Raw genomic sequence first — 21,507 nt, 5'->3', positions numbered from 1 at the left:
CGCGACCAAGGTCGCTCCTACAGAAATGGCGCCCCCGTTACAACGGCCCGCACTTCTCCACAGTCACCTGCTTGAGCGCCTTGCGCGGTGTACCGTACAACCAGGCCTGGGTGCTCATGGCCACCGGCCGTGCTTCCAGGCGATAGCGCTGGCCGGCGACAAAGTCGTACTTCACCTTGAGGTGGCAGGTGATCTGCCGTGGGTTGCCCATGGTGCCGCCGCCCCCGCCGTTATCCACATCGAACTGAAACCGCGCACGCAACTCGTGGCTACCGGGTGTTACCTGGAAAAAACGGCCATCACTGACTTTTTTGCCGTCCAGTTTCTGCGCCATCAGGCTATTGCCCGGCGTGCTGTACAGCTCAATCCACGCCTGGGTCGCATCAGCCTCGGGCAATGCGGCGGCGCAGGCAGTCAGGGGCAGGGCGCAGAACAGAATGGGCAGCAGGCGCATGGCGATCTCATCCGGACGGTATGCAGGAATCATGGTGTCATTCCCACCTCGCCGCAACGGCCTTCTTTGGCGCGCGCCAACAATTGATTCTGCTGGTCATAGAGCTTGGCCCACGGGCGAAAGCCGATACTGCCAGCCACCAGGTTGTAGCGTTGGCCGGCGGCGAATTCGGGGTAGGCGAGCTTGAGTACGCAGGTGCGTTCCAGGCCCTGGCTATCGGGGCCGATATTGGTGGGCGCCACGTTAAATTGCAGGAACATGTGCAGCTCGTGCTGACCCGGCGTCACCTGAAAATAGCGGTCGTCATCGAGCGCGCTGGTGTCCACTTTGGCAGCCTGCAGGGTATTGGCTTCGCTGGTATGCAAATCCACCCAGGCCTGAGTTGGGTCGGGAGTGGGCATCATGGCGCAGCCACCCAGCGTGAGCAGGCAGGCGGCGAGTAGAAATGGGCGCATGGTCGGGCTCCGTGGTCTGTTTTTATAGCTATTGCGCAAGGCTGGCTGGAGCGCCGAAGCACGATGGGGTAGGTTTTGCGGCAGCGTGTCGCCGCCCTTTAGCCCTCACCGGATCGCCAATGCCGCCCTGCTTATCCTGGTTACTCGACCTGCCGCGCTGGCGCTGGGTTCCGCTACCCCTGGTTTTGCTGCTGAACGGTTGCAGCTATTACACGCAATTGCTCACCGGCCAGGTCGATTTGCTGAGCCGACGCGAACCCATCAGCACTTTACTGGCCAAGCCCAATCTGGACCCGCAGTTGCGCCAACGCCTGACCCTGGCCGAAGACGCCCGCACTTTCGCCAGCCGCGAACTCAGCCTGCCGGATAACCAGAGCTATCGCCTGTATGCAGACCTCGGCCGGCCGTATGTGGTGTGGAACGTCTTTGCCACGCCTGAGTTTTCACTGGAGCCGCAAACCCATTGCTTTCCCATTGCCGGCTGTGTGGCCTACCGCGGCTTCTACGACCAGAACCGCGCCCGTGGCGCCGCAGCCGTGCTCAAACAGGATGGCTTGGACACCTATGTGGCCGGCATCGAGGCCTATTCCACCCTGGGCTGGTTTGCCGACCCGCTGCTTAACACCATGCTGCGCTGGGACGATCAGCGCTGGGTGTCGGTGATCTTCCACGAGCTGGCGCACCAGCAGTTCTACCTGCCGGGCGACACCGCTTTCAACGAGTCTTACGCCAGCTTTGTCGAAACCCAGGGGCTGCGCCAATGGCGTGCCGCCCGTGGGCTGAAAGCCGCCGATGACGGCGCCCGGGACCGGCAGCGCGAACAATTCAGCGCCTTGGTATTGGCCAGCCGCGACCGCCTGCAAGCCCTGTATGCCAGCGGCCAATCCGAGCAGGCCATGCGCACCGGCAAAGCGGCTGAGTTTGAACGGTTGCGCAGCGAATACCGCGTGCTGCGCACAACGCAATGGGCGGGCGATGGCCGCTACGACGCCTGGATGTACAGCCCGCTTAACAACGCCAAGCTGCTGCCTTTTGGTTTGTACGACCAATGGCAGCCGGCGTTTGCCGCGTTATTCCGTGAGGTGAATGGTGACTGGCCGCAGTTTTATGCAGCGGTCAAAACCCTGGGGGAATTACCGGAGGCCGAGCGGCAAGCCCGCCTGGCCCGATTGCAAAACGCTCAGCCCTGAAACGCCGCGTGCAACTCGGCCAGGGTGCGGAAGTGATAGGTCGGGCTTTCGGCCAGAATCTCTTCTTCGCTGCCAAAGCCATACCCCACCGCCACCGACTCCAAGCCATTGCTGCGCGCGCCGATCAAATCGTGTTTGCGGTCGCCGATCATCAGGGTCTGCGCCGGGTCCAGGCGCTCCTGCTCGATCAGGTGAGCAATCAGCTCCACCTTGTTGGTGCGGGTGCCGTCCAGCTCGCTGCCGTAGATCACTTTGAAGTGTTTGGCGAAATCAAAATGTCGGGCAATTTCGCGGGCGAACACGTGGGGCTTTGATGTGGCGATATACAGCGTGCGGCCTTGGGCGTTAAGGCTGCCGAGCAGTTCGCCCACGCCTTCGAACACCAGGTTTTCGTACAGGCCGGTGACCTTGAAGCGTTCACGGTAGAAGTTCACGGCTTGCCAGGCCTTGGCCTCGTCGAACGCGTAGAACTGCATAAAGGCCTGCAACAGCGGCGGGCCGATAAAGTGTTCGAGCTTGGTCAGGTCGGGTTCGTCGATGCCTAGCTGGGCCAGTGCAAATTGAATGGAGCGGGTGATGCCTTCACGCGGGTCGGTGAGGGTGCCGTCGAGGTCGAAGAGAATGGTTTGCTGGTGCATGGACAAAGCGCCCTGATTGCCGGGGGCGCCATGATAACTCGCCTTAACTCCGTCGTCCCCGCACAGTCCGGGACGACGGAGTAGGTTCACGCGTTCAAATGCGGCTGCATCGTCACCGCCAACCACTCCATAAACACCTTCACCCGCTGCGGCAGATTGCGTCGGTGGGCGTACAGCAGGGTGACGTTCATCGGCGCCGGCACCCACTCGGGCAACACTTCCACCAACTCGCCGCGTGCCAGGCTTTCGCGCTTGCCGGCGACCGGCGCCTGAACGATGCCGAAGCCGGCCAGGCAGGCGGCGTTGTAGCAGTCGGTATTGTTCACCGTCACCGTACCGGCCATGGGCAGGCAGTGGCGCTTGCCGTTTTGCTGATACTCAAAGCCCACCGAGCGTGAGCCGAATGTGGTGACGTAATGCACCAGCCGGTGGTGGGCCAGGTCATCCAGCGTGCGCGGCGTGCCATAGCGTTCAAGGTAAGCGGGGCTGGCGTAGTTGGCCTGACGCAGCGCTCCGAGCGGCCTGGCCACCAGGCTGGCGTCCGGTAATTCGCCAACGCGCATCACACAGTCAAAGCCTTCGCGCACCAGGTCGACACGGCGGTCGGTGGCGCTGATCTCTAGTTCGATTTGCGGGTGCAGGTCGCTGAATTGCGGCAGGTGCGGCAGCACGTATTCGCGCGCGGTCACGGTTGGCAGGTCGATACGCAAGCGTCCGCGCAGCACGCTCTGGTCTTGGCGAAACAGGCTTTCCAATTCGTCCACCTGGTCGAGCATGTCTTTGCAGCGCTCGTACAGCACCAGCCCGTCCTGGGTCGCTTGCACCTTGCGCGTGGTGCGTTGCAGCAGGCGTGCGCCGAGCAGGTCTTCGAGCAAGCGCACATGCTCGGACACAGTGGATTTGGGTAAGCCCAGGCTCTCACTGGCCTGGGTAAAACTCGCCAGCTCGGTGACGCGGGCAAAGGTTTTGTACAGGTCGAGCTTGTTCATGGCCGCACCCACTGTTCGGTTTATCCGCATGGTTTATGCAGATTCTTCGTCTTTATCGACTTATGCCCAAACCCTACAGTGGCCTCGACCTCACCGCTAGCCCCTTCTGGAGATGCATACCATGACTCGTAAAATTGCACTGATCACCGGCGCCAGCCGCGGCCTTGGCAAAAACGCAGCGCTGCACCTGGCGGCCCAGGGCGTCGACATCATCGGCACCTACCACAGCCGTCGCGACGAAGCGCAGGCACTGGTAAGCCAGATCGAAGAAGCCGGCGGCCGCGCCGTAATGCTGCAACTGGATGTGGCCGACAGCGCCAGCTTCGGTACCTTTGCCGAAAACGTGAAAAATGCGCTGACCAGCCATTTCGAGCGCGACACCTTCGATTTTCTGCTTAACAACGCCGGCATGGGCATTCATGCCAGTTTTGCCGAAACCAGCGAAGCGCAGTTCGACCAGTTGGTGAACGTTCACCTCAAAGGCCCATTTTTCCTGACGCAACGGCTGCTGCCGTTGCTGGCCGATGGCGGGCGCATTCTCAACGTCTCGTCCGGTCTGGCACGCTTTGCGCTGCCGGGTTATGCGGCGTACGCGGTGATGAAAGGCGGAATTGAAGTGCTTACCCGCTACCAGGCCAAGGAACTGGGAGCGCGTGGCATCAGCGTAAACACCATTGCTCCGGGCGCCATCGAAACCGATTTTGGCGGCGGTGCGGTACGTGACAACGCGGCGCTCAATACCATGGTGGCCAGCAACACCGCGTTGGGCCGCGTGGGGTTGCCGGACGATATCGGCGCGGCGATTGCCCTGCTGTTCAGCGAAGGCAGCCGCTGGATCAATGCCCAGCGTATTGAGGCTTCGGGCGGGATGTTTCTGTAACCAGCGCATCTGGGCGTAGGGCGAATACCCGCTCGCGGGTATCGGCCATTGCGATCTACGTTGTAAGTCCGTGGTATTAGCGGCGGATATCCCAACGGGATATTCGCCCTACGAATCGTATCCTTCGGCCAGGTGCTGATCTTTCAAACGCACGTAGTTTGCCGCGCTATAGGTAAAAAACGCCCGCTCCTTCTCGGTTAGCGGGCGTGCCTGTTTGGCCGGGCTGCCCACATACAAAAAGCCGCTTTCCAGCACCCGCCCCGGCGGCACCAGGCTGCCGGCGCCGATGATCACCTCATCCTCGATCACCGCGCCGTCCATCACCGTCGAGCCCATGCCGATAAGGATACGGTTGCCCACGGTGCAGCCATGCAGCATCACCTTGTGGCCGATGGTCACGTCATCGCCAATCAGCAACGGAAAACCATCGGGGTTAAACGGCCCGGTGTGGGTGATATGGAGCACGCTGCCGTCCTGCACGCTGGTGCGCTCGCCGATACGGATGCGGTGCATATCGCCACGGATCACCGTCAGCGGCCATACCGAGCTGTCATCGCCCAGCACCACATCGCCGATGACCACGGCGGTGGCGTCGACAAACACCTTGTTGCCGAGCGTCGGTGTGGTGCCTTGGTATTTACGAATTGCCACGATAGAAACCTCGAAAGCTGCGTTAAGGGTTGATTGTAATTAAGATGGCGCCATATCTGCTGAAGCGCATCCAATAAGCTTCAGCCCGAATTTCCCAGCCAGACAGGTGACCGTCGTGAGCGAGAACAACCCTCTACTGCAAGCCTTCGACCTCCCACCCTACTCCGCCATTCGTCCCGAACACGTTGAACCCGCCGTCGACACGCTGCTGCGTGAAGGCCGCGAAGCGCTGGCCAAGCTGTTGGCCGAGCAGCCGCAAACCCCGACCTGGGACGGCCTGGTGCTGGCGCTGGACGAACAGGGCGAACGCCTGGGGCGCGCCTGGAGCCCGGTCAGCCACCTCAATGCGGTGTGCAATAACGCCGAGCTGCGTCAGGCCTACGAGGCCTGCCTGCCCAAGCTGTCGGAATACTGGACAGAGCTGGGCCAGAATCGCGCGTTGTTCCAGGCCTATGAAGCCCTGGCCAACAGCCCGGCGGCGGCCAGCTTTGACGTGGCGCAAACCACCATCTTGCAAAACGCCCTGCGTGATTTCCGCCTCTCCGGTATCGACCTGCCGGCGGCCGAGCAGCAGCGTTATGGCGCCATCCAGATGAAACTCTCGGAGCTGGGCAGCCGCTTCTCGAACCAGTTGCTCGACGCCACCCAGGCCTGGAGCAAACACATCCTCGACGAAGACGCCCTGGACGGTTTGCCGGATTCGGCCAAGGCGCAAATGGCCCAGGCCGCGCAGGCCAAGGAACTGGACGGCTGGTTGATCAGCCTGGAATTCCCCAGCTACTACGCGGTAATGACCTACGCCAACGATCGCGCCCTGCGTGAAGAGCTGTACGCCGCGTACTGCACCCGCGCCTCGGACCAGGGCCCGAATGCCGGCAAGAACGACAACGGCCCGGTCATGGCCGAAATCCTCGACCTGCGCCAGGAGCTGGCCAAGCTGCTGGGCTTTGCCAACTACTCGGAACTGAGCCTGGCCACCAAGATGGCCGAGAACAACGAGCAGGTGCTGAGCTTCCTGCGCGACCTGGCCCAGCGCAGCAAGCCGTTTGCCGCGCAGGACCTGGCCGAACTCAAGGCCTACGCCGCCGAGCAGGGTTGCAACGACCTGCAAAGCTGGGACGTGGGCTACTACAGCGAAAAACTGCGTGAGCAGCGCTACAGCATTTCCCAGGAAACCCTGCGCGCCTACTTCCCCATCGACAAAGTACTGAGCGGCCTGTTCGACATCGTGCAGAAGCTCTACGGCATCGAAATCGCCGAACTCAAAGGCTTCGACACCTGGCACCCGGATGTACGCCTGTTCGAGATCAAGGAAAACGGCCAGCACGTGGGCCGCTTCTTTTTCGACCTCTATGCCCGCGCCAACAAGCGCGGCGGTGCCTGGATGGACGGCGCGCGTGACAAACGCCGTACCGCCGCTGGCAAGGTGGTCAGCCCGGTCGCCAACCTGGTGTGCAACTTCACTCCGGCCGTGGGCGACCAGCCAGCGCTGCTGACCCACGACGAAGTCACCACCCTGTTCCACGAATTTGGCCATGGCCTGCACCACCTGCTGACCCGCGTCGAGCACGCCGGCGCGTCGGGCATCAACGGCGTGGCCTGGGATGCGGTCGAGCTGCCAAGCCAATTTATGGAGAACTGGTGCTGGGAGCCCGAGGGCCTGGCACTGATTTCCGGGCACTACAAAACCGGCGAAGCGCTGCCGCAAGACCTGCTGGAAAAAATGCTCGCGGCGAAAAACTTCCAGTCCGGCCTGATGATGGCGCGGCAAGTCGAATTCTCCCTGTTCGACTTCGAACTGCACGCCACCCATGGCGACGGCCGTTCGGTGCTTGACGTGCTCGAAGGCATACGCGCCGAGGTGTCGGTCATGCGCCCACCGGCGTACAACCGCTTCCCCAACAGCTTTGCGCATATCTTTGCCGGCGGTTACGCGGCCGGTTACTACAGCTACAAGTGGGCCGAGGTGCTCTCGGCCGATGCCTTCTCCAAGTTCGAGGAAGACGGCGTGCTCAATGCCGAAACCGGCCGCGCATTCCGCGAAGCCATTCTGGCCCGGGGCGGCTCGCAGGCGCCGATGGTGCTGTTCGTCGACTTCCGCGGCCGTGAGCCAAGCATCGATGCACTGCTGCGTCACCTCGGCCTGAGTGCGGAGGCGGCGTAATGGCAATCGGCAAAAAACGCTTTATCGCCGGGGCCGTTTGCCCGGCCTGCAGCGAGAGCGACAAGATCCAGATGTGGGACGTGGACGGCACGCCGCACCGCGAATGCGTGGCCTGCGGCTACGCTGATACCTTGAATGAACAAGGCCAGTCGGTGCCCAGAGAGTTGGGCACGCGGGTCAACAAGATCGCGGTAAAACCGGCGGACCCCAAGGTTCAGGGCGTGCAGTTCTTCCCTAATCCGAAACTTAAAAAGCCAGCGGAATAACCTATGTGGCACGTGGTGTGCGGCGACAATGCGGTTGAAGGCGTCACCCAGGTGGTGGGTGAGGAGCTGTCGTTGCAGGTGCTACGCGATGACCTGGCCGTGGGGCCGCTGGTGGATGTCGATAGACCACCCTGCACCGCGCGCGCGGCGTTCTGGCAGGCGGTTTGGCCAACGGCCGTCCAACCGGCTCCCGATTTTTCTACCCTTGGCGATGACGTGACCTGGCTGCAAAGCCTGGCCACGCACACCGAACCGGTCACGCTGTGGCACGGCGACAGCTGCTCCGAACAGCTGATGCTGTGCCGCGTCGCCGCCGCGCTGCAACACAGTCACCTGCCGTTTTTCGAAGTGCCCTGCGGCACCGGCGACAGCCGCGTAGCGTGGCGCCGCGCAGTGGCCATGCATGCGCCGGATGAACTGCTGAAATTGTACGAACCCAGGCTGGTAAGCCCCGCCCGGCGCCAGCGCCTGGCCGCGCAATGGAAACAGGCGGTAGCACAAAACGCGGTGGTGAGGCGCTGGGTCAACGACGCCTTTCATGGCGAAGACTACCGCGTGATAGACAGCGCTCTGCTCGCCGCCTGCAGCGACCAATGGCAACCACTGGCGCGGGCGATGGCCGAGGTGATGGGGCGTAGCGATGGGTTTTTCGCGACGGACTTTTTTCTGTTCTGGCGGGCAAGGGAATTGGCGAAGGCGGGAAGACTGGAGCTCTCGGCGGATGCCGACGTGCATACCTATTCCGAGCTTGATGTGCGCAAACAATCCTGAACCCACCGTCGTCCCAGCGCAGGCTGGGACCCAGAATTCTGGGAGAGACATACATCTGCACAAGGCACGACATTCTGGATCCCAGCCTTCGCTGGGATGACGGTGTCAGGGCCAGGCTGATCGATCTAAACCCGCCGAAAAAACTCCCCCGGTGTGCACTCGAACTGCTGGCGAAACGCTGCAATAAACGCCGACGTCGAGTCATAGCCACAACCCAACGCCACATCGGTCACCCGCGCGCCCTGCTCCAGCGGCGATAACGCCCCCAGCAGCCGCAAACGCTGGCGCCAGGCACGAAACGTCAGCCCGGTATCACGCAAAAACAACCGGCTCAGGGTTTTCTCCGACGCCCCCAACTGCCCGCTCCACTCGCTCAGGCTGCGACCGTCTTCGGGGTGCGCTTGCAGCCGGCGGCACAGCTGCTGCAAACGCGGATCGGTGGGCAGTGGCAGCGACAGGTGCACTTCCTCGGCACTGCGCAGTTGGTCCAGCATCACCTGCACCAGGCGCCCGTCTGCACCGGCTTCGTCGTACTCCACCGGCAACGCCGAAAAACGGCTGATCAATTCGCGCGTCAGCGGGCTCACGTTGAGCACCCGGCAATGCCCCGGTGCCCAGTCGGTCGCGGCGCAATCCAGATACAGGCCGCGCAACTCGGTGTGCGGCGAGCTGATCACTTCATGCTCCAACCCGGCCGGAATCCAGATGGCCCGCTGTGGCGGCGCGACAAAGCTGCCGGCATCGGTGTGCACATGCAGCACGCCCTGAATAGCGTAGGAAAGCTGCACCCACGGGTGACTGTGGCGCGGCGTGCCCACTTGCATCGGCAGGGACTCGGCCCGCGCAAATACAGGGCGCGGCAAGGTCTGCATGTCGGGAACGCGGCGCTTACCAAGGGGCGGGGAAGAAATCTGTCCGTTTGCCGGCATATTCTGACTTTCTGGCGTTAGTCGGTAAGTACGTGCCACGGTAAAGTCCCGGCCTACTCTTGGCAACCTGCTACCCGGTACCTCACCCATGGCCCGCTCGAAGCTCCTTCCCGACAACTTCACCCTCACCCTGATCGCCGTCGTCGCCACCGCCAGCCTGTTGCCGTGCAGCGGCACGGCCGCGGTGGCCTTTGGCTGGATCACCAATATCGCCATCGCCCTGCTGTTTTTCCTGCACGGCGCCAAGCTTTCGCGGGAGGCGATCATTGCCGGGGCCGGGCACTGGCGCCTGCACCTCTTGGTGTTCAGCTGCACCTTTATTCTCTTTCCGCTGCTGGGCCTGGCACTCAAGCCGCTGCTCTCGCCGGTGGTCGGTAAAGAGCTGTATATGGGCATGCTCTACCTCTGTGCCTTGCCGGCTACGGTGCAGTCGGCGATTGCCTTTACCTCGCTGGCACGCGGCAATATTCCGGCCGCCATTTGCAGCGCAGCGGCCTCCAGCCTGTTTGGGATTTTTCTGACGCCGCTGTTGGTGGCGCTGCTGCTCAATGTGCACGGCGAAGGCGGCTCCACGGTCGATGCCATCGTGAAAATAAGCGTGCAATTGCTGCTGCCGTTTATTGCCGGGCAAATCGCGCGGCGCTGGATTGGCACCTGGGTGGCCGCCAATAAAAACTGGCTGCGCTATGTCGATCAGGGCTCGATTCTGCTGGTGGTCTACACCGCCTTTAGCGAAGCGGTCATCGAAGGGCTGTGGCACCAGGTGCCGTTGCCCAAGCTGCTGGGCCTGGTGCTGGCGTGCTGCGTGTTGCTGGCCCTGGCGCTGACCATCGTGCATTTGCTGGGCAAATGGCTGGGCTTCAACATGGAAGACCGCATCACCATTTTGTTCTGCGGCTCGAAAAAGAGCCTGGCCACCGGCGTGCCCATGGCGCAGGTGCTATTTGCCGGCGGCTCCATCGGCCTGTTGATTCTGCCGCTGATGCTGTTTCACCAGATTCAACTGATGGTCTGTGCGGTGCTGGCCCAGCGTTTTTCCGAGCGCACTGAAACCGAAGAAGTAGGCGCTGCCGAGCGCCGCTGAGCGGAAAATTCATAGCCGCGACTGGCGTGCCTCACACAAACAACTTACTGTATATATATCCAGTTATTTGTTTGCAGGTGCGCCATGTCGCAGTTTCTTCCGCCCCGCGGCCGTGGTACGGCCAGCAACCCGCACAACCGTTTCGCCGCCACCCGCTCGGAGCGCGAAGACGACGGCTGGTATCAGGAAGAAACCCCGCTGACCTTCAGCACCGAGGTGCGCGAAGAGTTCGCCAAGAGCGTGATCACCCGCAACAACTCGCCGGATGTTGGCTTCGACCGCTCGGTAAACCCCTACCGCGGTTGCGAGCACGGCTGCATCTACTGCTTCGCTCGCCCCAGCCACGCGTACTGGGATTTGTCCCCGGGTATTGATTTCGAAACCAAGCTGATCGCCAAGACCAACCTGGCCAGCCGCCTGGAAGAACAACTGCAAAAACCCGGCTATGTGCCGGCGCCGATTGCCCTGGGCATCAACACCGATGCCTACCAGCCCATCGAGCGTGAGCAGCAACTGACCCGGCGCAGCCTGGAAATTTTGCTGCGCTACCGCCACCCGGTGCACATCATCACCAAGAGCTCGCTGATTCTGCGCGACCTCGATCTGCTCAGTGAGCTGGCCAGCCGCAACCTGGTGAGCGTGGCCTTCAGCATGACCACCCTGGACGACGAGCTAAAACGCATCATGGAACCGCGCGCCGCCTCACCCAAGGCGCGGTTGCGGGCGATGAAGGAACTGCACGAGGCCGGGGTGCCGGTGAGCGCCTTGGTGGCGCCGGTAATTCCGATGATCAACGACATGGAGCTGGAGCAGATTCTCGCCGCCGCCAAAGACGCCGGCGCGCGCTCGGTGGGCTATATCCTGTTGCGCCTGCCACTGGAAATCGCCGAGCTGTTCGAGGAGTGGCTGACCAGCCATTTCCCCGACCGCGCCGCTCACGTGATGAGCCTGATTCGCCAGTCACGCGGCGGCAAGAACTACGACAGCCGCTTCGGCGTGCGCATGAAAGGCGAAGGCATTTTTGCCGAGCTGCTCAACCAGCGGTTCAAGCTGGCGATCAAACGCCTGGACCTGAACCGGCGTGGCGATTTCGAGCTGGATTGCAGCCAGTTTTGCCCGCCGGGGGCGCAGATGAATTTGCTTTAAGACTTTCAGCGGTAAACCAGCTAAAAGATCCGAAAAAAAATCCGAAATTAGTCTCTTAAAAATCGCTGTGCTACGCTGCACAAGCCGCTAAAATCCTGACAAACGGATAAAATATTTTTTGAAAAAATATCCGAATATATATCCGATAAAGGCCAAAAAATAGAGACCGATGATGCCGCAGGAATTTATCTCCGGGATTGAATGGCTTAACCCGGTTATGCCCTCACCAAACTTCCCCCAACGTATGTTGGATGCGGCCGAGCATCTGCCTATTCAAGCAGGTCGGCTAAGCGGATTGCTGCCCAAGCAAACCTCCCTGCGGCTGGCGGGGCTTATGCGCATTACCAGCAGTTACTACAGCAACCTGATCGAAGGCCAGTACACCGAACCTGCACAACTTTCACCGCGGGCGCCTCGACGCGACGTTAAAGAGCTGAACGAATTGGCCATGAGCCATATCGGCGCTCAAGAGGCGCTGGAGCGCCTCTCCCGGCAAGCCGGTGCTGCACTGGAGTGGCGGGACTTTTTCGACCCCGCGTTGCTTGGCCGCGTACACCGACGGTTATTTGAAGCGGGCAATGAGCAAGACCTGACACTGGCCGACGGTTCGCGATTGATTCCCGGACAACTGCGCGATGAGGCGCAGCGCAACGTTTTTGTCGGCAACCATGCCGCGCCCGCCTGGGACTCGGTAATGCCGATGCTTCGTCGGCTACAGGATGTTTATGGCCGCTTGGCAGATCCACGCCTGAAACTGCTGGGCAGCTTGGCTTACCACCATCGCCTGGCGTTTGTGCATCCGTTCGCCGACGGGAATGGCCGATTGGTGCGCATGGTGACGCACCTGCAACTGCACAAGCTTGGGCTGGTCACCCCGCTCTGGTCGCTGTCGCGTGGGCTGGCGCGCCATCAGGCCGAATACTACGCACGGCTGCGCGCCGCTGACCAACCCCGGCGGGGCGATCTTGATGGACGAGGGCTGCTCTCCCAATCGGCGCTTATCGAGTTTGTCGAATTTATGCTGCAGATCTGTATCGATCAGATGGCCTACGTCGAAAAGCAGATGGGCCTAGGTGCGCTGCGGACTCGCCTGGAGCGCGTTGTCGGCTTGGAGCCGACATTTGTTCAAGCGGGTATCAAGCCGGAGATGGCAAGGGCGCTGCATATTTTGCTGACCCAGGGCGAAGTCACTCGCGCCGACTTCAAGGTGTACACCGGGCTTATCGACAAAACGGCCGGTGAGCAACTCAAGAAGCTTGTGACGTTGGGAGTGGTGGAGGCCCCTTCAGCGAAGTCGAGGCAGATTTACCCGGGCCTTCCCGTATGGTTTGCCCAAATAATCTTCCCTGACCTGCACCGACGTTTTTCCGGGTAAGTATTCGAGTCGCTGGGCACGACCCACACCCCGGCGTTATGGTTAGCCGCTCCGCCTCACCTGATCTGGTAGCGCAGCATGGCCCGAACATCGCGAATTACCGACCCGTCCTACGAGTTGATGGATGACCACGAAGGCCATTCACTGATCTATCGCCAGCATGGTTTCCCCAGCCCCCTGGTGCGCTGGCATTTCCACAAGGAATACGAGCTGCACCTGATCGTGGCCAGTTCCGGCAAGGTGTTTATCGGCGACTACATCGGCAACTTCGCCCCCGACACGCTGTTTCTCACCGGCCCCAACCTGCCGCACAACTGGATCAGCCAGGTGGCCGCCGATGAGGTGTACCCCCAGCGCGACATGCTGGTGAATTTCACTGACGAAGTGCTCGACAGCGGCAGCGCGGTCTTCTCCGAATTGCAGGGCCTGGCGCCGTTGTTGGCGCGCGCGCAGTACGGCATCGAGTTCCGCTGTCCGCGGCTGATCAGCGAGGCGCGCACGCTGATGCAACGCATCGCCGACTCCACAGGCATCGCCCGTCTGGGCCATTTCCTGATCCTGATGGAGCTGCTGGCCGCCACCGAGGATTACCAGTTGCTTTCCGGCGTGCGCGCGGCCCAGCTGGCCGATGAGAGCAATGTGGAGCGCATCAACCGCGCGGTGGATTACATTTTTCAGCATTACGTTCAAGACCTGACGCAGGAGCAGGTGGCCGAACACCTGGGCATGACCCCCACTTATTTTTCCCGCTTTTTCAAACAGGCCACCGGTCGCGGTTTTGTCGAGTTCGTCAATCGCCTGAGGGTGAGCAAGTCTTGCGAATTGCTGAGCACCAGCGACAAGCCGGTGACCGATGTCTGTTTCGAGTCGGGCTTTAGCAACGTGTCGAACTTCAACCGCCGCTTCCAACAGCTAAAAGGTATGACGCCGTCCGGTTACCGCCGCCTGGTAACGCAACGGATGACCGAGCAAAACCAGTACTGATTCACACCTGAACAATCCTTTGGCGCAGCGCGAGCCACCAGGCTGAAGGGCTTGCGCTCGTTTTTGCGTGGCAAATCACCTGCATGCGCAGTGCAAAAAAGTATTGATTGCGGTGCAGGCAAGGCGTTGTTCACCGTGGCCTGCAAGCGTGTAATCGAGCCCGGTCAAACAAAAACAATAACGTCTTGCGCTGCCGACCCGGCCGCCAAGAGGAGTTCAACACCATGAACCACACGCTCAAGGCACTGGTTGCCGCTCTCTGCTTGTCTTCATCCGCCGCTACCCTGGCGGCCGAAACCCTGACCATCGCCACGGTCAACAACAGCGACATGATCCGCATGCAAAAGCTCTCGAAGACCTTCGAAGAGCAGCATCCCGATATCAAACTCAAATGGGTGGTGCTGGAAGAAAACGTCCTGCGCCAACGCCTGACCACCGACATCGCCACCCAGGGTGGCCAGTTCGACGTGCTGACTATCGGCATGTACGAAGCCTCGCTGTGGGGCGCCAAGGGTTGGCTGGAGCCAATGACCAACCTGCCGGCCACCTACGATCTGGACGACGTGTTCCCCTCGGTACGCGAAGGCCTGTCCGCCAAGGGCACGTTGTACGCCCTGCCCTTCTATGCCGAATCCTCGATCACCTATTACCGCACCGACCTGTTCAAAGACGCCGGCCTGGAAATGCCTGAGCACCCGACCTGGGAACAGATCGCCGGTTTCGCCGCCAAACTCAACAAACCCGAGCAGGGCCAGTACGGCATCTGCCTGCGCGGCAAGGCCGGCTGGGGCGAGAACATGGCGCTGGTGACCACCGTCGGCAACGCCTTTGGCGCGCGCTGGTTCGATGAAAAATGGCAGCCGGAATTCACCGGCAGCGAGTGGAAAAACGCGCTGACGTTCTACGTCGACACCATGAATAAATACGGCCCGCCCGGCGCCTCCAGCAATGGTTTCAACGAAAACCTGGCGCTGTTCAACAGCGGCAAATGCGGCATGTGGGTCGATGCCAGCGTCGCCGGCTCGTTCGTCACCGACAAATCCCAGAGCAAGGTCGCCGACAGCGTTGGCTTTACCTATGCACCCAAGCAAGTGACTGACAAAGGCGCCTCCTGGCTCTACTCCTGGGCGCTGGCCATCCCCACCAGCTCCAAAGCCAAGGACGCCGCGAAAACCTTCAGCGCCTGGGCCACCTCGAAAGAGTACGGTGCCCTGGTCGCCGAGAAAGACGGCGTTGCCAACGTGCCGCCAGGCACTCGCGCCTCGACCTACAACCAGGCGTATATGAGCGCGGCGCCGTTCGCCAAGGTGACCCTGGAATCGCTGAAAGCGGCCGACCCGACTCACCCCGGCGTGCGTCCCGTGCCTTATGTGGGCATCCAGTTGGTGACCATTCCCGAGTTTCAGGGCATTGGCACCCAGGTGGGCAAGCTCTTCGCCGCCGCCCTGACCGGGCAGATGACCGTGGACCAAGCCCTGACCGCAGCGCAAGCCAGCACCGTGCGTGAAATGAAGCGTGGCGGCTATCCCAAGTAAATTTCTCCCGTAGAGCCCCGCCGGCATGTGCTCCCCCACCTGCCGGCGTTCTACCCACGCGTTGGAGTCGCCATGAATTCCTCGGCCCTCGACACCGTCGCCGGCACACCTGCCGCGGCCCCCCGAGCAAAACCCCGCACGCTGAAACCCGGCTGGTTTCTGGTCAGCCCTTCGGTCGCCCTGCTGCTGTTGTGGATGATCGTGCCGCTGGGCATGACCGTGTATTTCTCGCTGATCCGCTACAACCTGCTGTCGCCCGGCGAGAACGAATTCGTCGGCCTTGAGAACTTTGAATTCTTCGTCACCGACCCAGGCTTTATGCCCGGCGCACTGCATACCCTGACCCTGGTGGGCAGTGTGCTGGCCATCAGCGTGATCTTCGGCGTGCTGATCAGCGCCTTGCTGGAGGCCTGCGAATTCTGGGGCCGCGGCATTGTGCGGGTGCTGCTGATCTCGCCGTTTTTCATCATGCCCACGGTCAGCGCGCTGCTGTGGAAGAACCTGATTTTCCACCCGGTGTCGGGGATTCTCGCCGCCATCTGGCGCTTCTTTGGCGCCCAGCCGGTGGACTGGCTGGCCCACCACCCGCTTATGTCGATCATCTTTATCGTGTCGTGGCAGTGGCTACCGTTCGCCATCCTGATTCTGATGACCGCCATGCAGTCGCTGGACCAGGACCAGAAGGAAGCCGCGCGCCTGGACGGTGCCGGCCCCATCGCGATTTTCTGGCACCTGACCCTGCCGCACCTGGCCCGGCCGATTGCCGTGGTGGTGATGATCGAGACCATCTTTCTGCTGTCGGTGTTCGCCGAAATCTTTACCACCACCAGCGGTGGCCCCGGCTATGAGTCCACGAACCTCGCCTACCTGATCTACAACCAGGCGCTGCTGCAATTTGACGTCGGCATGGCCTCGGCCGGCGGCTTGATCGCGGTGCTGATCGCCAATATCGCCGCCATCATCCTGGTGCGGATGATCGGCAAAAACCTCACCGACCAACAATAAAAGGAGCCTGACGATGCTGACCTTGAAGCAATCCCGGCGCCTGCAGAGCGTGGTGGTTGGCACTTTGTCCTGGGCCGTGGCGCTGCTGATTTTCTTCCCGATCTTCTGGATGATCCTCACCAGCTTCAAGACCGAGATGGACGCAATCGCCACGCCACCGCAGCTGTTCTTTGCGCCGACGCTGGAGAACTACCTGCACATCAACGAGCGCAGTGACTACTTCAGCTTTGCCTGGAACTCGGTGCTGATTTCCTTCTCCGCCACTGTGCTGAGCATGCTCATCGCCGTGCCTGCGGCCTACTCCATGGCCTTCCACGAAAGCCGCCACACCAAGCGCACGCTGCTGTGGATGCTGTCGACCAAAATGCTGCCGCCGGTGGGCGTGCTGATGCCTATTTACCTGCTGTGCAAAAGCATGGGCCTGCTCGATTCGCGCATCGCGCTGATCGTGATCTACACCCTGATCAACCTGCCGATCGTGGTGTGGATGGTCTACACGTACTTCAAGGACATTCCGGTGGATATCCTCGAAGCCGCACGCCTGGATGGCGCCACCACCTTTCAGGAAATCGGCCGCGTGCTGCTGCCGATTGCCCGTGGTGGCCTGGCCTCGACCATGTTGCTGTCGCTGATCCTGTGCTGGAACGAGGCGTTCTGGTCACTCAACCTGACCTCCTCGGCCGCCGCCCCGCTCACGGCGCTGGTGGCCTCTTACTCCAGCCCCGAAGGGCTGTTCTGGGCCAAGTTGTCCGCCGTCTCCACCCTCGCCTGCGCCCCCATTCTGATTTTCGGCTGGATCAGCCAGAAACAGCTGGTGCGTGGCCTGTCTTTTGGTGCCGTGAAATGACCGGCCTGGTTTCCAAGGAGAGCTTTTATGGCTGATCTCAGCATTCGCAATTTGCAGAAAGGCTTCGATGGCCACGCCATCATCCAGGGCATTGACCTGGATGTGCGCGACCGTGAATTCGTGGTGTTCGTCGGCCCGTCGGGGTGCGGCAAATCTACCTTGCTGCGCCTGATCGCAGGCCTGGAAGAAGTCACCAGCGGCACCATCTCGCTGGACGGCAAGGACATCACCGACCTCGCCCCGGCCAAGCGCGACCTGGCCATGGTGTTCCAGACCTACGCCCTGTACCCGCACATGACCGTGCGCAAAAACCTGTCGTTTGCCCTGGACCTGGCGCGCGTGGACAAGGCAACGGTCAAGGCCAAGGTCGATAACGCCGCGCGCATTCTCGAGCTTGAGCGCCTATTGGAGCGCAAGCCCAAGCAACTATCCGGCGGCCAGCGCCAGCGCGTGGCGATTGGCCGGGCGATTGTGCGTAACCCGAAAATCTTTCTCTTCGACGAGCCGCTGTCCAACCTCGACGCTGCCCTGCGCGTGCAAACCCGGCTGGAACTGGCGCGCCTGCACAAAGAGTTGAAGGCCACCATGATCTACGTGACCCACGACCAGGTGGAAGCCATGACCCTGGCTGACAAGGTGGTGGTGCTCAATGGCGGGCGCGTGGAGCAGGTCGGCTCGCCGCTGGACTTGTACAACCACCCGGCCAACCTGTTTGTCGCCGGTTTTCTCGGCACCCCGAAGATGGGCTTTTTGCGCGGCACCGTAGGCGCGGTCGATGGCAGTAGCTGTGAAGTGCAGCTTGAGGCCGGCGCCAAGCTAACGCTACCCCGGCAGGCCTGCGGCCAGAAGGCCGGCGCGAGCGTCACCCTCGGTGTGCGCCCGGAGCATTTCAATATTGTGCCGGCAGGCGAAGGCCAATTGCAGGTGGTGGCCGATGTGAGCGAACGCCTGGGCAGCGACACCTATTGCCATGTGCGCACGGCCAACGGCGAGCAACTGACCATTCGCGTGCGCGGCGACTTCGGCCCCGCCTATGGCCAGCCGCTGGAGCTGGCCTTCGACACCGCCCATTGCCACCTCTTCGATGCCGCAGGCGTTGCCATTGATAAACGCAGCGCTGCCGAGCAGGCCGCGTAAGGATTTTCTATGAAGCTCAACCGCTCCAACCTGTCCCGTCTGGTTCCCTACATCGCGCTGCCCGCCTATGACCTCGGCGCGCGCGCGCAAGGTATTGCCCATATCGGCGTCGGCGGCTTTCACCGCGCCCACCAGGCCATCTACACCGAGGCGTTGCAGAACCAGGGCAAGAACCTGGACTGGGGCATCTGCGGTGTGGGCCTGCGCAGCGAAGACCGCGCCATGCGCGATGCGCTGGCGAGCCAGGACTACCTCTATACCCAAGTGGAACTGGGCGATTCGCCGAACCTGGAAGTGCGCGTGGTCGGCGTGATTGGCGCCATGCTGCTGGCCGAAGACTCGGCCCAGGCGCTGATCGACAAACTCGCCGAGCCGGCCATCCGCATCGTGTCGCTGACCATCACCGAAGGCGGCTACTGCATCGATGACGCCAGCGGCGAATTTCTTGCCGACTTGCCGGCCATCCAGCACGACCTGGCCAACCCTGATTCGCCGAAAACGGTATTCGGCTTTCTCTGTGCCGCCCTGGCCAAACGCCGCGCCGCTGGCACGGCGGCGTTTACCTTGATGTCTTGCGATAACCTGCCGCACAACGGCGCGGTCACCCGCAAGGCGTTGCTCAGTTATGCACGCCTGGCCGATGCCGACCTGGCGCAGTGGATTGAAGCCCATGTGAGCTTCCCCAATGCCATGGTCGACCGTATCACGCCCATGACCAGCGACGCCCACCGCCAGCAACTGGCGCGCGAGCACGGCATCGACGACGCCTGGCCGGTGGTGTGTGAGCCGTTTCTGCAATGGGTGCTGGAGGACAAATTCGTCAACGGTCGGCCGGCCTGGGAAGAGGTCGGCGTGCAATTCACCGACGACGTGTCGCCCTACGAAGAAATGAAGATCAAGCTGCTCAACGGCAGCCATCTGGCCCTGACTTACCTGGGCTTTCTCAAGGGCTACCGGTTCGTGCATGAGACCATGAACGACGAGCTGTTCCGCCGTTACGTGCGCCGCTTTATGGACCTGGACGTGACCCCGCAATTGGCGCCTGTACCGGGCATCGAGCTGACCGAGTACAAAGACACCCTGATCGAGCGTTTCTCCAACCAGGCCATCGCCGATCAGTTGGAGCGGGTGTGTTCGGACGGAACTTCGAAGTTTCCCAAATTCATAGTACCGACGCTCAACCGCTTGATCACCGATGGTGCCGAACTGGATCGCGCGGCGCTGGTGGTGGCGGCCTGGGCGCTGTACCTGGACGGCGTGGACGAACAAGGCACCGCCTACCGCATTCCCGACCCGCGTGCGGAATGGGCGCAGGGGCTGGTGGCCGACAAGGCCAGCCTGACGGCGCGGCTGCTGGGCGCCGAGCTGGTGTTTGGCCCCGCCATTCCAGCCTCCACGGCCTTTGTCGCGGCCTTTGAGCGCCAATTGCACAACCTGCGCACCCTCGGCGTCAGCGGCACCTTGCAGCAGTTGCTCGATGGCGCGCGCCCCGACCCACTGCAACACCACCGCTGAGGGTTGGCCATGGCGCTGTACCTCGGGATCGACTGCGGCACCCAGGGCACCAAGGCCCTGGTGCTCGACGCAGCCAGCGGCCAGGTGCTGGGCGCCGGTGGCGCGCCCCATCGGCTGATCAGCGGGCCCAATGGCCACCGCGAACAACAACCGGCCGATTGGCTAAGCGCGTTCGAGCAGGCCACCCGCCAGGCGCTGGACGACGCGGGCATCAGCGGCCAGGCCATTGCCGGTATTGGCGTCTCCGGCCAACAACACGGTCTGGTCCTGCTCGATGCCCAAGGCCAGGTGCTGCGCCCGGCCAAGCTCTGGTGCGACACCGAATCGGCGGCCGAGAACGAGCGCCTGCTCGATTACCTGGGCGGCGAACAAGGCTCGCTGGCGCGTCTGGGCGTTGCCATTGCACCGGGCTATACGGTATCCAAATTGCTGTGGACCAAAGAACAGCACCCGGCTATCTACGCGCGCATCGCCCATATTCTGCTGCCACACGACTACCTGAATTTCTGGCTCACCGGGCGCTACTGCAGCGAGTACGGCGACGCATCGGGCACGGGGTACTTCAATGTGCGCACGCGCGAGTGGGACCATGACCTATTACGGCATATCGACCCGAGCGGGCGTCTCAATGAGGCGCTGCCGACCCTGATCGAGGCCAACCAAAACGTGGGCACCTTGCGGCCGGAGGTGGCGCAGCGCCTGGGTCTGAACCCGCAAGCGCAGGTGTCCAGTGGCGGCGGCGACAACATGATGGGCGCCATCGGCACCGGCAATATCAGCCCGGGCGCCATCACCATGAGCCTGGGCACCTCCGGCACCTTGTATGCGTTTGCCGACCAGGCGCAGGTCAGCCCCCATGCTGCCGTGGCCACGTTCTGTTCCTCGTCCGGCGGCTGGCTGCCGCTGATTTGCACCATGAACCTGACCAACGCCACCGGCGCCATTCAGCACTTGCTGGAGCTGGACCTGGCCAGTTTCGGCACGCTGGTAACGCAAGCGCCGATTGGTGCCGAGGGCGTGCTGATGCTGCCGTTCCTCAATGGCGAGCGGGTGCCGGCGTTGCCCCATGCCAGCGCCAGCCTGTCGGGCCTGACCACCGATAACCTGACCCGCGCCAACCTGTGCCGTGCGGTGCTGGAGGGCGTGTGCTTCGGCTTGCGCTACGGCCTCGACCTGCTGCGTGACAGCGGCATACAAAGCCGCGAAATCCGCCTGATCGGCGGTGCCGCGAAAAGCTCGGTGTGGCGACAGATCGTCGCCGATATCATGGCCACCCCGCTGGTGTGCCCACAGCACACCGAGGCGGCGGCGCTGGGCGGTGCGATTCAGGCGGCCTGGAGTGCCGGTGAAGACAGCCTGGAACAGCTCTGCCAGCGTTGCGTCAGCCTGGATGGGCGTACCCGCACCGAGCCCGATGCCGCGAACAGTTCTGCCTATGAGGCGGTCTACCAGCGTTACCGGCAGCAGGTCATGCAGCTGCAATAACCCTTTC

21 protein-coding genes are annotated in these 21,507 nt (G+C 62.0%); 15 read left to right on the top strand and 6 right to left on the bottom strand.

Annotated features, from left to right (window positions below; all coding sequences use genetic code 11):
• Positions 1-37: 37 nt before the first annotated feature.
• On the bottom strand, positions 38-487 hold the full coding sequence (locus tag PKE98_RS02875) for a PA0061/PA0062 family lipoprotein (protein ID WP_309298739.1): 450 nt from the start codon (positions 485-487) through the stop codon (positions 38-40).
• Positions 484-909, bottom strand: a complete 426-nt coding sequence (locus PKE98_RS02870; protein WP_271193759.1) for a PA0061/PA0062 family lipoprotein — start codon at positions 907-909, stop codon at positions 484-486. The genes PKE98_RS02875 and PKE98_RS02870 overlap by 4 nt, the downstream gene beginning before the upstream one ends.
• 119 nt (positions 910-1,028) lie before the next feature.
• On the opposite strand from PKE98_RS02870, the gene PKE98_RS02865 reads away from it, so the two are divergent.
• Positions 1,029-2,099 (top strand): aminopeptidase, encoded by a 1,071-nt coding sequence (locus tag PKE98_RS02865; protein ID WP_271193758.1) that lies wholly within the window; start codon positions 1,029-1,031, stop codon positions 2,097-2,099.
• On the opposite strand, the gene PKE98_RS02860 is transcribed toward PKE98_RS02865, so the two are convergent.
• The gene (locus PKE98_RS02860; protein ID WP_271193757.1) at positions 2,090-2,737 is read right to left on the bottom strand and encodes an HAD family hydrolase; all 648 of its coding nucleotides are present in this window, start codon (positions 2,735-2,737) and stop codon (positions 2,090-2,092) included. The genes PKE98_RS02865 and PKE98_RS02860 overlap by 10 nt on opposite strands.
• An 86-nt stretch (positions 2,738-2,823) precedes the next feature.
• A complete protein-coding gene (locus PKE98_RS02855; protein WP_271193756.1) occupies positions 2,824-3,726 on the bottom strand; it encodes a LysR family transcriptional regulator in 903 nt (300 codons plus the stop codon).
• Between the two features lie 121 nt (positions 3,727-3,847).
• Between PKE98_RS02855 and PKE98_RS02850 the strand changes: the two genes are divergently transcribed.
• Entirely contained in the window at positions 3,848-4,606 is a 759-nt protein-coding gene (locus PKE98_RS02850) for an SDR family NAD(P)-dependent oxidoreductase (RefSeq protein ID WP_271193755.1), read from the top strand.
• 108 nt (positions 4,607-4,714) lie between these two features.
• On the opposite strand, the gene PKE98_RS02845 is transcribed toward PKE98_RS02850, so the two are convergent.
• Complete coding sequence (locus PKE98_RS02845) at positions 4,715-5,257, bottom strand: gamma carbonic anhydrase family protein (protein ID WP_271193754.1); 543 nt, start codon at positions 5,255-5,257, stop codon at positions 4,715-4,717.
• A gap of 115 nt (positions 5,258-5,372) precedes the next feature.
• On the opposite strand from PKE98_RS02845, the gene prlC reads away from it, so the two are divergent.
• Genes prlC through PKE98_RS02830 form a run of 3 tightly spaced genes read left to right on the top strand, consistent with a single transcriptional unit; the run spans position 5,373 to position 8,458 of the window.
• Positions 5,373-7,421 carry an oligopeptidase A gene (gene prlC, locus PKE98_RS02840; protein WP_271193753.1) on the top strand — a complete coding sequence of 683 codons (2,049 nt, stop codon included), beginning with the start codon at positions 5,373-5,375 and terminating at the stop codon, positions 7,419-7,421.
• Positions 7,421-7,687 (top strand): YheV family putative zinc ribbon protein, encoded by a 267-nt coding sequence (locus PKE98_RS02835; protein WP_271193752.1) that lies wholly within the window; start codon positions 7,421-7,423, stop codon positions 7,685-7,687. Before prlC ends, PKE98_RS02835 begins: the two co-directional genes overlap by 1 nt.
• A gap of 3 nt (positions 7,688-7,690) precedes the next feature.
• Positions 7,691-8,458: a DUF1835 domain-containing protein gene (locus PKE98_RS02830; RefSeq protein WP_271193751.1), complete on the top strand. Its 768-nt coding sequence runs from the start codon at positions 7,691-7,693 to the stop codon at positions 8,456-8,458.
• Between the two features lie 125 nt (positions 8,459-8,583).
• Here PKE98_RS02830 and PKE98_RS02825 read toward each other — a convergent pair whose 3' ends face one another.
• Positions 8,584-9,387, bottom strand: a complete 804-nt coding sequence (locus tag PKE98_RS02825; protein WP_271193750.1) for an AraC family transcriptional regulator — start codon at positions 9,385-9,387, stop codon at positions 8,584-8,586.
• An 88-nt stretch (positions 9,388-9,475) separates the two neighbouring features.
• On the opposite strand from PKE98_RS02825, the gene PKE98_RS02820 reads away from it, so the two are divergent.
• The 10 genes from PKE98_RS02820 (at position 9,476) to xylB (ending at position 21,500) form a co-directional block, all read left to right on the top strand.
• Positions 9,476-10,471 (top strand): bile acid:sodium symporter family protein, encoded by a 996-nt coding sequence (locus PKE98_RS02820; protein ID WP_271193749.1) that lies wholly within the window; start codon positions 9,476-9,478, stop codon positions 10,469-10,471.
• 84 nt (positions 10,472-10,555) lie between these two features.
• A complete protein-coding gene (locus tag PKE98_RS02815; RefSeq protein WP_271193748.1) occupies positions 10,556-11,617 on the top strand; it encodes a PA0069 family radical SAM protein in 1,062 nt (353 codons plus the stop codon).
• A 448-nt stretch (positions 11,618-12,065) separates the two neighbouring features.
• Positions 12,066-12,992 (top strand): Fic family protein, encoded by a 927-nt coding sequence (locus tag PKE98_RS02810; RefSeq protein ID WP_271193747.1) that lies wholly within the window; start codon positions 12,066-12,068, stop codon positions 12,990-12,992.
• Between the two features lie 78 nt (positions 12,993-13,070).
• On the top strand, positions 13,071-13,976 hold the full coding sequence (locus PKE98_RS02805; protein WP_271193746.1) for an AraC family transcriptional regulator: 906 nt from the start codon (positions 13,071-13,073) through the stop codon (positions 13,974-13,976).
• Positions 13,977-14,200: 224 nt separating this feature from the next.
• Entirely contained in the window at positions 14,201-15,511 is a 1,311-nt protein-coding gene (locus PKE98_RS02800; protein ID WP_271193745.1) for an ABC transporter substrate-binding protein, read from the top strand.
• A gap of 72 nt (positions 15,512-15,583) precedes the next feature.
• Complete coding sequence (locus PKE98_RS02795; protein ID WP_271193744.1) at positions 15,584-16,516, top strand: carbohydrate ABC transporter permease; 933 nt, start codon at positions 15,584-15,586, stop codon at positions 16,514-16,516.
• A gap of 13 nt (positions 16,517-16,529) precedes the next feature.
• Entirely contained in the window at positions 16,530-17,363 is an 834-nt protein-coding gene (locus PKE98_RS02790) for a carbohydrate ABC transporter permease (protein WP_271193743.1), read from the top strand.
• A 27-nt stretch (positions 17,364-17,390) separates the two neighbouring features.
• A complete protein-coding gene (locus PKE98_RS02785; protein WP_271193742.1) occupies positions 17,391-18,500 on the top strand; it encodes an ABC transporter ATP-binding protein in 1,110 nt (369 codons plus the stop codon).
• A 9-nt stretch (positions 18,501-18,509) separates the two neighbouring features.
• A complete protein-coding gene (locus PKE98_RS02780; RefSeq protein ID WP_271193741.1) occupies positions 18,510-20,015 on the top strand; it encodes a mannitol dehydrogenase family protein in 1,506 nt (501 codons plus the stop codon).
• A gap of 9 nt (positions 20,016-20,024) precedes the next feature.
• Positions 20,025-21,500 carry a xylulokinase gene (xylB, locus tag PKE98_RS02775; RefSeq protein WP_271193740.1) on the top strand — a complete coding sequence of 492 codons (1,476 nt, stop codon included), beginning with the start codon at positions 20,025-20,027 and terminating at the stop codon, positions 21,498-21,500.
• Positions 21,501-21,507 lie beyond the last annotated feature (7 nt).

The organism is Pseudomonas turukhanskensis, assembly GCF_027922365.1.
Taxonomy (GTDB): Bacteria; Pseudomonadota; Gammaproteobacteria; order Pseudomonadales; family Pseudomonadaceae; genus Aquipseudomonas; species Aquipseudomonas turukhanskensis.
This window is presented reverse-complemented; position numbering and strand designations above follow the sequence as displayed.

Bases quoted from the DNA above. Each gene is read 5' to 3' on its own strand.
- PKE98_RS02875 (WP_309298739.1), bottom strand. From the start codon at position 487: ATGATTCCTGCATACCGTCCGGATGAGATCGCCATGCGCCTGCTGCCC.
- PKE98_RS02870 (WP_271193759.1), bottom strand. From the start codon at position 909: ATGCGCCCATTTCTACTCGCCGCCTGCCTGCTCACGCTGGGTGGCTGC.
- PKE98_RS02865 (WP_271193758.1), top strand. From the start codon at position 1,029: ATGCCGCCCTGCTTATCCTGGTTACTCGACCTGCCGCGCTGGCGCTGG.
- PKE98_RS02860 (WP_271193757.1), bottom strand. From the start codon at position 2,737: ATGCACCAGCAAACCATTCTCTTCGACCTCGACGGCACCCTCACCGAC.
- PKE98_RS02855 (WP_271193756.1), bottom strand. From the start codon at position 3,726: ATGAACAAGCTCGACCTGTACAAAACCTTTGCCCGCGTCACCGAGCTG.
- PKE98_RS02850 (WP_271193755.1), top strand. From the start codon at position 3,848: ATGACTCGTAAAATTGCACTGATCACCGGCGCCAGCCGCGGCCTTGGC.
- PKE98_RS02835 (WP_271193752.1), top strand. From the start codon at position 7,421: ATGGCAATCGGCAAAAAACGCTTTATCGCCGGGGCCGTTTGCCCGGCC.
- PKE98_RS02830 (WP_271193751.1), top strand. From the start codon at position 7,691: ATGTGGCACGTGGTGTGCGGCGACAATGCGGTTGAAGGCGTCACCCAG.
- PKE98_RS02825 (WP_271193750.1), bottom strand. From the start codon at position 9,387: ATGCCGGCAAACGGACAGATTTCTTCCCCGCCCCTTGGTAAGCGCCGC.
- PKE98_RS02820 (WP_271193749.1), top strand. From the start codon at position 9,476: ATGGCCCGCTCGAAGCTCCTTCCCGACAACTTCACCCTCACCCTGATC.
- PKE98_RS02815 (WP_271193748.1), top strand. From the start codon at position 10,556: ATGTCGCAGTTTCTTCCGCCCCGCGGCCGTGGTACGGCCAGCAACCCG.
- PKE98_RS02810 (WP_271193747.1), top strand. From the start codon at position 12,066: ATGAGCCATATCGGCGCTCAAGAGGCGCTGGAGCGCCTCTCCCGGCAA.
- PKE98_RS02805 (WP_271193746.1), top strand. From the start codon at position 13,071: ATGGCCCGAACATCGCGAATTACCGACCCGTCCTACGAGTTGATGGAT.
- PKE98_RS02800 (WP_271193745.1), top strand. From the start codon at position 14,201: ATGAACCACACGCTCAAGGCACTGGTTGCCGCTCTCTGCTTGTCTTCA.
- PKE98_RS02795 (WP_271193744.1), top strand. From the start codon at position 15,584: ATGAATTCCTCGGCCCTCGACACCGTCGCCGGCACACCTGCCGCGGCC.
- PKE98_RS02790 (WP_271193743.1), top strand. From the start codon at position 16,530: ATGCTGACCTTGAAGCAATCCCGGCGCCTGCAGAGCGTGGTGGTTGGC.
- PKE98_RS02785 (WP_271193742.1), top strand. From the start codon at position 17,391: ATGGCTGATCTCAGCATTCGCAATTTGCAGAAAGGCTTCGATGGCCAC.
- PKE98_RS02780 (WP_271193741.1), top strand. From the start codon at position 18,510: ATGAAGCTCAACCGCTCCAACCTGTCCCGTCTGGTTCCCTACATCGCG.
- xylB (WP_271193740.1), top strand. From the start codon at position 20,025: ATGGCGCTGTACCTCGGGATCGACTGCGGCACCCAGGGCACCAAGGCC.